Here is an 11,335-nt window from a genome sequence, read left to right as displayed (position 1 = left end):
TCTGCGAAGACGATCGTCTCCCCTGGTCCTTCCTTGCTCATACCGGGCTGGAGGTCCATCCTCCAACCCCACACAACTAACGAAAAACTCAGTAGTACTCCAGTGTGACTTCGCGATCTTGTCGCGGATCCGGCTGGGAACGGGTACGGCCGCCGCGTGATCATCAAAGGTTGTGTGGACTCATGACGATCGTGCGGTGGCCGCAGGTCACAGCATAGACGGCGCCCGATGGCGGGCGATGTTCGAGCAGGCCATGGACCGGACCGCGGGCCGGTTCAGCCGGGTTGAACCGCGGAGGACGGCCCGTGCCTATCTGCTCGGGCTGCTGTCGCGTACCGAACGGAAGAACTGCTGGCAGCTGGCCGAACAGGCCGGCTTGGCCCAGCCGGGCCCGATGCAGCGGCTGCTGCGCTACGCCCGCTGGGACGCCGACGCCGTCCGTGACGGTATCCGGGCCTACGCCGTCGAACACCTCGGCACCGAGGGCGCGGTGCTGATCGTGGACGAGACCGGCTTCGTGAAGAAGAGCCGCGCCTCGGCGGGCGTCCAGCGCCAGTACACCGGCACCGCCGGGCGCATTGAGAACTCCCAGGTCGGCGTCTTCCTCGCCTACGCCACCAGCCGGGGACGGGCCCTGATCGACCGTCGGCTCTACCTGCCCGAACAGTCCTGGTGCTCCGATCCCGAACGCCGCCGGGTGGCCGGGATACCCGACGAAGTCCGGTTCGCGACCAAGCCCCGCCTGGCCGGGGAGATGATCGCCGCCGCGCTGGACTCCGGGGTGCCGGCACCGTGGGTGACCGGTGACGAAGCCTACGGCCAGGACCCGCGACTGCGTGCCGCCCTGGAGGCACGCGGGACCGGCTACGTTCTCGCGGTCGCCTGCTCGACCAGGGTGCGGATCAACTCAGGCCGCACCCCCATCCGCGCGGACACCCTCGCCGCACGCCTGCCCGCCACCGCCTGGCAGCGGCACAGCGCAGGCAACGGTGCGAAGGGCCCGCGCCACGACGACTGGGCCTGGATCCACATCGGCACCGACTGCCACCGCCACCTGCTCATCCGTCGCAACCGCACCACAACGGCCCGTCGATTCACTCCACCCCACCCGCGGCAGCGACCCGATCACGTTGACCGTCCCCGAGATCCGCCACCTGCTCGCCGCCGTCCTTACGGCACCGGCCGTGACCGCGGGCAGACTGCTGCACTGGTCCCACTGGCGCACACGCCACCAGGCAACAGCCCGCCGCAGCCACTACCGACGACGATCCGCCGACAAATCCGCTGGGTAGATCACGAAACCGTACTGGAGTACTAGGTCCGAGTCGTGATCGACGCCCATGAGATGGGCCGCGAGAGCAGTACGCCCGAGGTCGTGCGCGTGCGCGGACGTGGTGACTTCCCGGGACACAGCCGTCATCCAAACGGTGCCGCTCCTGCGCTGCACCTCCCAAACCAGAGTCGGACTACCGACGTCTGTCCTGGCTGGGCCGTGACGGCCCTCACCCTTGCTCCTCGGAGGTCTCCCTGTTACGTTTGTTATTGTTCAACCACTAACAGAGGAGTATTCATGAGCGTCAACCCGACCCGCGAGCTCACCCCCGCACAGCACGCCCTGGCAGAGCACCTTCGGCTGGTGTCGTCCGGCCAGATCGACGAGTGGATCGAGCTGTACGCCGCGGACGGCACGGTCGAGTTCCCCTTCGCCCCCGCCGGTGTGCCTACCCTGGTGCAGGGACGCGAGGCGCTGATCGCCCACATGCGCGGCTTCCCGCAGACCTTCGACGTGAAGTTCGTCGACGTGAAGTTCATCGAGACGGCCAACCCCCGGACCGCGGTCGCCGAATACCGCTCGGAGGGAATCGCCCTCAGCACCGGCAAGCCGTACGAGCAGACAGTCATCACGGTGATCCGCCTCGACGAGGCGGGCTTGGTCGAGCAGTTCGTCGACTACTGGAATCCTCTCGTGGTCATCGAGGCCATGACCCCCGACGAGGCGGCCAGCGGCCAAGACGTGTCGTGGCCCTCGGAGCGTTGATCCCGGTTCGACGGGGTGAGACAGGTCACCCGCCCGTCTTGCCCCGTCGCACCCTGTCCCACTCCGCAGTGAGAGACTGGGAGACATGCCCGCCCCTGGCTCCAGAGTGAAGAGCGATCAACGCCGTCGAGTCGTGCTGGACGCTGCCGTGGCCTGCTTTGCGCGCAAGGGTTACTACGGCACGACCACTGGTGAGATCGCCGAACGGGCCAAAATCTCTCAGCCCTACGTCTACCGCCTGTTCGCCAGCAAGGAGGCGTTGTTCGCCGGTGCCATCCTCCACGCGTCCGAGCTGATCTCGGATGCTCTGACCGGCGCCGAAGCCGGCGCCGATGAGGCCGGGCCGCACCGGCAGCCGGAGGCGGTGATGCGTGCGATCCGGTCCGCCTACAGCACCCTGATCGAGGACCGGGACGTCATGCGGTTCCTCATGCAGGCCAGTTGCGCAGCCGATGAGCCGCTCGTGGCTGAGGCGTTGCGCACGTGCTATGCCAGGCAGGTCGAACTCGTCAGTGAGCTCCTGAACCACGACGACGCTGCGGTCCGGCACTGGTTCGGCGCCGGTATGCTCGAAAATGTCACGCTGACCCTCGGCCTGGCCGACGTCGACGAGCCCTGGGCGCGGACCCTCAGCGGACAACGGTCTCGTTCGGACGGCGGTAGCTTCGCCCACCGGGAGTCGCCGTAGCTTCCGCCGAAAAACAGGCGGCTATGTAGGCAGCCGGCCAGGCCGTCCCACTTCCTTAAAACTGGGACGCCGTCCGACGGTGTCGACGTCGATCGACACTGCCCAGGTCAGGACCGTCCCAGAAGTTGTGCCACAAGTGCGTCCCGGATTAGTACTCCAGTCTGGTTTCGCGATCTTGTCGCGGACCCGGCTGGGAACGGGTGCGGCCGCCGCGTGATCATCGGGGGTTGTGTGGACTCCTGAAGATCGTGCGGTGGCCGCGGGCCATAGCGTAGACGGCGCCCGATGGCGGGCGATGTTCGAGCAGGCCATGGACCGGATCGCGGGCCGCTTCGGGCGAGTTGAGCCGCGGGCCGCGGCCCGTGCCTACCTGCTCGGGCTACTGTTGAACGTCGAGCGCAAGAACTGCTGGCAGCTGGCCGAACAGGCCGGCCACAGCCGACCCGGGCCGATGCAGCGCCTGCTGCGCTACGCCCGCTGGGACGCCGATGCGGTCCGCGACGACCTGCGCGCGTACACCGCCGAACACCTCGGCGCCGACGGCGCCGTTCTCGTCGTCGACGAGAACGGCTTCCTGAAGAAGGGCCGGGCCTCGGCCGGTGTGCAACGGCAGTACACCGGCACCGCGGGACGCATCGAAAACTCTCAGGTCGGCGTCTTCCTCGCCCTGGCCACCAGCCGGGGACGGGCCCTGATCGACCGTCGGCTCTACCTGCCCGAGCAGTCCTGGTGCTCCGATCCCGAACGCCGTCACGCGGCCGGGATCCCCGACGAAGTCCGGTTCACGACCAAGCCCCGCCTGGCCGGGGAGATGATCGCCGCCGCGCTGGACACCGGGATCACCGCGTCCTGGGTGACCGGCGATGAAGCCTACGGCCAGGACCCCCAGCTCCGCGCCGCCCTCGAGGCGCGCGGCACCGGCTACGTGCTGGCCGTCGCCTGCCCGCCACCGCCTGTCAGCGCCACAGCGCCGGAAACGGTGCGAAAGGCCCGCGCCACTACGACTGGGCCTGGATCCACATCGGCACCGACGAACACCGCCACCTGCTCATCCGACGTAACCGGACTACCGGTGAACTCGCCTTCTACCTGTGCTGGTCACCCGCCGAAGTGCCTCTGGCCGAACTGGTCCGCGTCGCCGGTGTCCGCTGGAGCGTCGAGGAGTGCTTCCAGGCCGCCAAGGGCCAGGTCGGACTCGACCACTACCAGGTGAGGCACTGGACCTCCTGGCACCGGCACATCATGCTCGGGCTGGCGTTTCTGACCGCCCTTGCCGCCGACCCGGCACCACAACGGCCCGTCGGTCCACTCCACCCCACCCGCGGCAGCGACCCGATCACGTTGACCGTCCCCGAGATCCGCCACCTGCTCGCCGCCGTCCTCACGGCACCGGCCGTGACCGCGGGCAGACTGCTGCACTGGTCCCACTGGCGCACACGCCACCAGGCAACAGCCCGCCGCAGCCACTACCGACGACGATCCGCCGACAAATCCGCTGGGTAGATCACGAAACCGCACTGGAGTACGAGGCAAGATCGTCCGATCTGTGGGTGAGGAGAGAGGGATGCGGGGCTTCTCCGCACGGGTGTGCCACCGTTCACCGAGCAGTCTGTCCCAGGCCCGGTCCCCTTCCTCCCGGTTTTTCACAGCTTGCGCCGACCACGACGGCACAGCGCAGGGCGCCCTTTCCGCGGCGTTCAGGCCTGGCGCCAGCGGTACCTGCTGTCCTCGGCCGTGGTCGTGCACTGCATGAGGGTGCCCGCGGACGTGTACCCGTACTGCCAGTGCTCGGAGCAGAACGCCCCGGGGTGCACTCCCTGGACGTGGGACGGAGCCTCGGGCTCAGGTTCCGGTTCCGGCTGGGGCTCCGGGGCGGGCTCGGGCTCCGGCTGGGGTTCCGGCTCCGGCTCCGGCTCGGGTTCCGGCTCGGGCTCGGGACGGGGGTCCCCGACCTCGTCGGGGCACTCCTCGTCGGAGCCGACGACGTGTACCTCCACCAGGAGACCGTCCTTGTAGGGCGCGGTCCTCCCACCCTCGCCGGGGGACTGCGCGCACACCAGGTGGTCGCCGGCCTCGTCGGGGTCCGGGGCGTCGGCGCCGCCGAACGCGGCCGACACCTCGACACCGGAGATCTCCGCGCTCTCGGCCCACTCCCGGACCTCGGAGACCGTGCCGTCGACGAAACCGGGCAGGGTCGGCCACTCCTCCGAGGCTTCGGGGTCGTCGGGGCAGTCGATGCCCTCCGGGGCCACACTCAGGTCGACCGCGGTGCCCTCGACCGACTGGAAGCACACCAGCATCGCCGAACGGTTCCACGCCGCGTCGTCCCCGGCGGCGGCGAGCCCGACATCACCCAGGGCGAAGTCGGCGTCATCGAGTTCCTCCTCCGCGTCCGGCAGTCCGAGGCCGACCACGTCCGGTGCGGTGGGGGATGGTGGCGCGGTGGGCGACGGCGTGGCCGCGACCGGTTCCGCCTCCGGTGCCGGCGGGCCGAGGAGGAGCCCGATGAACATCAGGAACAGAAAACCGGCCATGAGAAGGGACGCGCAACCTCCGCATCCGATTCCGATTTTCGCGCCGAGGGGCAAACCCGGCTTCGATTCCGGTGGCAGAGCAGGGTGGGGGATGGTCATGGGCACTCCGGAATCCACGTGCGGCAAGGCAGAGGGGCACCAGGGGTGTGGAGTGCGGGCTGGTGCGGATGACCCGTGTGAAGTTATACCAACCAGTTGTCGGATTTGCCGGAAAAGCACAGATCAATGCTGATCGTCATGTGAAGGTTATGGGGGATTGTCGCTAGGCGGAGCACAGAACAACCCCACACGGAATCCCCTCGCCTCTCCGAAGCCCTCCCGGGGTGGGCGTGAACGCACAGTGGTCGGCCGATGTGTGCGCACGGATACGTTCTCCCTACGTTCCACCCGGCAGCACGACGAGGAGAACAAGAATGGATCTGGGACTCTCCGGCAAGACGGCGGTGGTCACCGCCGCATCGGGCGGTATCGGGGGCGCCGTGGTACGGACCCTCATCGAGGAGGGGGTGCGCGTCCTGGGGGCGGACCTGGCCGTCTCGACCGAGCTCAAGGGCAGCGGTGCCCTGACAGTGGAGGGTGACCTGACCACCGAGGAGGGCCTGGAGGCCCTCAGCGCCGCGGTGGACGCGGAGTTCGACGGTGTCGACCTGCTGGTCAACGGCGTTGGGGGCCTCTCCGACCACCCCCTGGGCAAGCTCGACGAGATCGACGACGAGGTCTGGCGCAAGGCCTTCGAACTGAACTTCTACGCCCCCCTGCGGACCACCCGCGTGCTCCAGGGCCGGCTCAGGGAAGCCGTGGTCAACGTGTCCACCAGCGTGGCCCGCTGGCCCAACACCGGCCCCTACTTCTACAGCACCCCCAAGTCCGCGCTGACGACCCTGGGCAAGGGTCTGGCCGACGAGCTGGGCGCGCGGGGCGTGCGCGTCAACACGGTCTCCCCCGGCCTCATCCGCACGCCCCTGTGGGACGAGTACGGGCCCCGCCTGCGCGACAGCTACGGCATGGACATGGACATCGACGAGTTCCTCAACGGCATGCCCCTGCTGGCCGGGGTCACCGCGGGACGCTGGGGCACGCCCCAGGAGGTGGCCAACCTGATCGTCTTCCTCGGCTCGCCGGCGGCCGGGTTCATCACCGGCCAGGACTGCCTGATCGACGGCGGGGCCGAGAAGGTCGTCTGAGGGGCCGCACACGCGACGGGGGCCGCGGCGGCGGCCCCCGTCGTCCGTCCCCGGTCAGGGGGTCAGCGCCTGCTCGTCCCGCTCGCGCAGGACCAGGGCCACGTCCCTCAGCGCCTCCTCCAGCCGGTCGATCTGCTCGTCCGCGATCCCGATGGAGGGCGCGAAGCGCAGGGTGTTGACCGCGCTGGCCGTGGGCAGCGCGCGGACGGCGTGCTTGCGCAGCAGGTAGCCGGACAGGACGTACCCGAGGACGTCGGCCTCGGCCAGGAAGCGCAACACCTCGGAGGGCGAGTCGGAGGTGTCCCGGAACTCCAGCCCCAGCATCAGGCCCCGGCCCCGCACCTGCTCGACCACGTCGGGGAAGTCCGCCCGCACACGCTCCAGGGCGGCTCGGAGGCGTTCGCCGCGCTCGCGCGCACGGGCGTAGGCCGCGCCCCCGTCCGCCTCCAGCAGTTCCAGGACCCGGACGGCGATCCGTGACGAGAAACCGTCCTTGGCGAAGGTCGAGCTGTGCACCAGCTCGAACTCCCCTCGGTAGTGCTCCTCGCGGACGAGCATGACCGAGCTCTTGGCGATCCCGCCCCCCAGGCTCTTGGCCAGGACGTAGTAGTCACCGCGCAGCCCGATGTGCGAACTGGCGAGGAAGCTTCCGGTGCGTCCCATCCCGCTCTGCACCTCGTCCACGACGATCGGGCACCCGATGTCGGCGCAGACCGCCTGGATCCGTTCGGCGAACTCGCGGCTGACCTCGTGGACCCCGCCCTCGCCCTGGACCGGTTCCACGAGGAAGGCGCCGAAGACCGGCGCGGGGCGTTCGACGACACCGATCCGCCCGTCCTCGACCACGAGGTCCCAGACCACGGCCCGCTCCTCCTCGACCGCCTTGACCAGGGCCCCGCCCTCGTTCAGCGGGACGAAGCGGGCGCGCGCCGCCATGGCGGCGAAGGGGGTCCGGAAGCCGGGGTTGTGGGTGAGCTGGACGCTTCCGGCGAGTTTGCCGTGGAAGGAGCCCTCCAGGGCGAAGTAGACGGGGGGCCGCGACAGCACCTCGTCGTTGTGCCGCTCCAGGCGTGCCACCAGGTGTTCGAGGACCCGGTCCCCCGGCTGGGAGCTGTCGGCGCCCGCGCGCTCGTACACGTCCGGGCCGGGCACGGCGCGGCCCGCGCCGAGCTCGGCGCGGGCCAGGGCGACGTTCTCACCGATCCCGGCCGCGAGCGCGGAGAGCCGCTGCGCCCGGGCGAACTCGGCGTGCTTGGTCGCGGCCTCGACCGCCTCGGCCCCGGTGCTGGCGAAGAAGGCGTAGTAGGGCTCCTGCGTTCCCGTCTCCCGCCGGATGGCGGCGTTGATCAGGTTCGCGGCCCGGTTGGCCTCGGGGTGGTGGGAGAACTGCGTGTAGACCGGCACCTGCCGCTCCAGCAGCTCCCGGGCCAGGGAGGTGATCTCGGGGTGGTGGTGGCCCAGGATGAGCGACCCGTAGCCGCCGGCGAAGTCGGTCACCGGGACCTCCCGCCCCTCCCCGTCCAGGCGGTACACGGTGTCGCCGTGCGCCCTGACGTACTCGGCGTCCAGCCCCACGCTGGCCAGCGTCCCCAGGAGGTGGGGTTCGGCCAGCTCTTTGTCCGTCGGTGCCGGGTTCATCGTTTCCTCCTGTGGGAAAGCGGACCGTCCGGTCCGGATCGGTGACCGTCCGGTGACGGATGGCCGCCCCCGGGCTGCCCCCGATCATCCCGTGCACGCGACCACGGTCCGGTAATTCCCCCGGTAATTGGAATGAGTGGCCAGTTATTTGCGCGTGGATATTCGGTGGAGAAGGTGGAGTAATTTTTCCGAAAGGTTCTGCGAGAAAAACTGGTCGGAGTCGCTGTATCCGAGGGGAGTGGATCGCTGTGGACAGTCACGGTGCGGACCATGCGGTCGTGGTCGGGGCGGGGATGGCCGGGCTGCTGGCCGCCGCGGTCGCCTCGCGGCACTACGGGCGTGTGACGGTCGTGGAGCGCGACGCGCTCGCCGGCCGCGGCGACAGGCGCGGTGTGCCGCAGGGGAGGCAGGCCCACGACATGCTCGCCCGGGGCCACCAGATCGTCGAGGAACTCCTCCCCGGCATCACCGCGCAGCTGGAGGCCGAGGGCGCCCCGCGCGGGGACGCCGGGCAGAACGCCCGCTGGATCATCAGCGGCGGTCCGCTGCCCCGGGTCCGCACCGGGCTGGACGTGGTTCCCGCGACCCGGGCGCTGCGGGAGTCCCTCGTCCGGGAGCGGGTCGGGGCGCTGCCGGGCGTGACGCTGCTCGACCGGACCGGTGTGGTGCGCCCGGTGGCCGGTGACGACGGCGCGACGGTCACCGGGGTGGTGTGCGAGGCCGGGGAGGGCGAGTTCACGCTCGACGCCGACCTCGTGGTCGACACCGCCGGGCGGGGCTCGCGGACCGGTGCCTGGCTCCGGGAACTGGGCTGCTCCAGACCGGAGGAGGAGCGCCGCAGGATCGACGTCAACTACGTCACCTGCCACTACCGCACCCCCGAGGAGGCGTTCGGCGGCGACGTGTCCATCAACGTCATGGCCACCCCCGAGGTGCCCCGCGGTGCCAGCTGCCAGAGGGTGGAGGGCGGCCGCACGGTCCTCACCGTCTACGGGATCCTGGGCGAGCGCCCCCCGACCGACCCCGAGGCGCTGCTGGACTTCACCAAGTCACTGCCCACCCGGGACGTCCACGAGGTGATCGAGACCTCCACGCCCCTCTCGGAACCGGTGCGCTACAGCTTCCCGGCCAACCTGCGACGGCGCTACGAACGGTTGGAGGAGTTCCCGCGCGGGCTCCTCGTCCTGGGCGACGCGCTGTGCAGCACCAACCCGCGCTACGGCCAGGGCATGACGGTCGCGGCCCAGTCCGCGCTGGTCCTGGGCGAGCACCTGGAGCGCGACCCGCGCCCGGAGCCGCTCGGGTTCTTCCGTGACCTGGCCGCGAGGGTGGTGGACGGGGTCTGGGAGACCACGGTCGTCACCGACCTGAGTTACCCGGGGGTGGAGGGGGAGAGGACGGAGCAGGTGCTCTGGATGCACCACTTCTTCCTCAGGGTGCTCGCAGCCGCCGAGCAGGACCCCGAGGTGGCCCTCGCCGTCATCCGCGCCTGCACCCTGGTGGACACCTTCGAGTCGCTGGCCGAACCGCACGTCATGGCCGCCGTCGAACGCCACGGCGGACCACTCTGACCGACCGGAACGGGCGCCCCGAAAGGTTCGGGACGTCGGTTCACCGCAGCCCGCTCCAGGGCTCACCGCATTACGGATATGCCTTTTCCAACGTCTCTCAAGGCGATTTCTTTCCTGGCATGAGGGGATTGTTGTGTCGGTTGAATCTGGTGGTCTGCGGGGCCAGGGCGGTCTTTTCCCCGAGCGGGACGGGTGGGACGAGGCGATCGCGGTCGTCGGCCTCTCCTGCCGGCTGCCCAAGGCTCCGGACCCCGAGAGCTTCTGGGCGATGCTGCGCAGCGGGGGACACGGACTGGACGAGCCCCCCGCGGACCGCCGCACGCCCGGGGCGGGCACCTCCCGCGCGGGCTACCTCGACGGTGTCGGGGACTTCGACGCCGCGTTCTTCGGGATCTCCCCGCGCGAGGCCGTGGCCATGGACCCCCAGCAGCGGATCGTGCTGGAGCTGGCCTGGGAGGCACTGGAGGACGCGGGCATCGTCCCCGAGACGGTCAGGGACACCCCCGCGGGCGTCTTCGTCGGTTCCCTGCGCGACGACTACGCGATCATGGTCGGCCAGCGCGGCGAGGAGGCCATCACCCAGAACACCATGACCGGGGTGAGCCGGGGCCTGATCGCCAACCGGGTCTCCTACCACCTCGGCCTCACCGGCCCGAGCCTCACCGTGGACGCGGCCCAGGCGTCGTCCCTGGTCGCCGTCCACATGGCCTGCGCGAGCCTGCGCACGGGGGAGTCGTCCCTGGCGCTGGCGGCCGGGATCAACCTCAACATCCTCCCGGAGGGCGAGCTGGTGGAGGAGCGCTTCGGCGCCCTCTCCCCCGACGGCCGGTGCTACACCTTCGACGCCCGCGCCAACGGGTTCGTCCGGGGCGAGGGCGGGGGCGTCGTGGTCCTCCAGCCCCTGGACCAGGCGCTCGCCCAGGGGCGCCGCGTCTACGGGGTGATCCGCGGCAGCGCGGTCAACAACGACGGGGCGACCGCCGGGCTGACCGTTCCCGGGGAGCGCACCCAGTGCGAGGTGCTCCGGCGGGCGTACGAGCGGGCGGACGTGGTCCCGGAGTCGGTCCAGTACGTCGAACTCCACGGCACGGGCACCCCGACCGGCGACCCTGTCGAGGCCGCCGCGCTCGGCGACATGATCGGGCGGCACCGCAGCCCCACCGAGCCCCTCTACGTCGGCTCGGTCAAGACCAACATCGGCCACCTGGAGGGTGCCGCGGGCATCGCGGGCCTGATCAAGGTCCTGCTGAGCCTCCACCACAGGGAACTGCCGCCCAGCCTGAACTTCGAGACCCCCAACCCCCGGATCCCGATGGAGGAGCTCAACCTCTCCGTGCGCAGCGAGGCGGGCGCCTGGCCCTACACGGACCGCCCCCTGCTCGCCGGCGTCTCCTCCTTCGGCATGGGAGGGACCAACTGCCATGTGGTCGTGGAGGAGGCGCCCGAGTCCCAGCCCTGCCCGGAACCGGGCGATCAGGACCACTCCGCTGTGGCGTGGGTGGTGTCGGCTCGTTCTGAGGGTGCGTTGCGTGCTCAGGCGGGGCGGTTGGTTGAGCGTGTGCGTGGGGATGTGGGTGTTTCTGTGTGTGATGTGGGTTTTTCGTTGGTGTCGTCGCGTGCGGTGATGCCGGTGCGGGGTGTGGTGGTGGGTTCGGGTCGGGGTGAGTTGTTGGAGGGGTTGG

Annotated in this window: 7 protein-coding genes and 2 pseudogenes; 7 read left to right on the top strand and 2 right to left on the bottom strand. The window is 70.1% G+C overall.

The genetic code is table 11. The features are described from left to right. Positions 1-253 precede the first annotated feature (253 nt). The 4 genes and pseudogenes from ACFWTE_RS28450 to ACFWTE_RS28435 form a co-directional block, all read left to right on the top strand. A pseudogene (locus ACFWTE_RS28450) lies at positions 254-1,292 on the top strand (IS701 family transposase). 278 nt (positions 1,293-1,570) lie between these two features. Continuing rightward, complete coding sequence (locus ACFWTE_RS28445) at positions 1,571-2,038, top strand: nuclear transport factor 2 family protein (protein WP_017568687.1); 468 nt, start codon at positions 1,571-1,573, stop codon at positions 2,036-2,038. Positions 2,039-2,171: 133 nt separating this feature from the next. Next, positions 2,172-2,726, top strand: coding sequence for a TetR/AcrR family transcriptional regulator (locus ACFWTE_RS28440; RefSeq protein ID WP_378782999.1), 555 nt, complete (start codon positions 2,172-2,174; stop codon positions 2,724-2,726). A gap of 295 nt (positions 2,727-3,021) precedes the next feature. Further along, a pseudogene (locus tag ACFWTE_RS28435) lies at positions 3,022-4,001 on the top strand (IS701 family transposase); the annotation flags it as partial. Between the two features lie 422 nt (positions 4,002-4,423). Here the strand turns inward: ACFWTE_RS28435 and ACFWTE_RS28430 are convergent. Next, a complete protein-coding gene (locus ACFWTE_RS28430) occupies positions 4,424-5,260 on the bottom strand; it encodes a serine/threonine kinase (protein WP_378782998.1) in 837 nt (278 codons plus the stop codon). A gap of 413 nt (positions 5,261-5,673) precedes the next feature. On the opposite strand from ACFWTE_RS28430, the gene ACFWTE_RS28425 reads away from it, so the two are divergent. After that, entirely contained in the window at positions 5,674-6,444 is a 771-nt protein-coding gene (locus tag ACFWTE_RS28425) for an SDR family NAD(P)-dependent oxidoreductase (RefSeq protein WP_378782997.1), read from the top strand. A 54-nt stretch (positions 6,445-6,498) separates the two neighbouring features. Here the strand turns inward: ACFWTE_RS28425 and ACFWTE_RS28420 are convergent, their stop codons facing one another. Beyond that, the gene (locus ACFWTE_RS28420) at positions 6,499-8,082 is read right to left on the bottom strand and encodes an aspartate aminotransferase family protein (protein WP_378782996.1); all 1,584 of its coding nucleotides are present in this window, start codon (positions 8,080-8,082) and stop codon (positions 6,499-6,501) included. Between the two features lie 248 nt (positions 8,083-8,330). On the opposite strand from ACFWTE_RS28420, the gene ACFWTE_RS28415 reads away from it, so the two are divergent. Then, positions 8,331-9,653 (top strand): FAD-dependent oxidoreductase, encoded by a 1,323-nt coding sequence (locus ACFWTE_RS28415; protein WP_378782995.1) that lies wholly within the window; start codon positions 8,331-8,333, stop codon positions 9,651-9,653. Positions 9,654-9,786: 133 nt separating this feature from the next. Further along, a partial coding sequence (locus ACFWTE_RS28410; RefSeq protein ID WP_378782994.1) for a beta-ketoacyl synthase N-terminal-like domain-containing protein occupies positions 9,787-11,335 on the top strand: 1,549 nt, incomplete at its 3' end.

The organism is Nocardiopsis sp. NPDC058631 (assembly GCF_042716955.1).
Taxonomy (GTDB): Bacteria; Actinomycetota; Actinomycetes; order Streptosporangiales; family Streptosporangiaceae; genus Nocardiopsis.
The sequence above is the reverse complement of the archived record's forward strand: the minus strand, read 5'-3'. Positions and strand labels throughout refer to the sequence as shown.

Bases quoted from the DNA above. Each gene is read 5' to 3' on its own strand.
- ACFWTE_RS28425 (WP_378782997.1), top strand. From the start codon at position 5,674: ATGGATCTGGGACTCTCCGGCAAGACGGCGGTGGTCACCGCCGCATCG.
- ACFWTE_RS28430 (WP_378782998.1), bottom strand. From the start codon at position 5,260: ATGGCCGGTTTTCTGTTCCTGATGTTCATCGGGCTCCTCCTCGGCCCG.
- ACFWTE_RS28445 (WP_017568687.1), top strand. From the start codon at position 1,571: ATGAGCGTCAACCCGACCCGCGAGCTCACCCCCGCACAGCACGCCCTG.
- ACFWTE_RS28420 (WP_378782996.1), bottom strand. From the start codon at position 8,082: ATGAACCCGGCACCGACGGACAAAGAGCTGGCCGAACCCCACCTCCTG.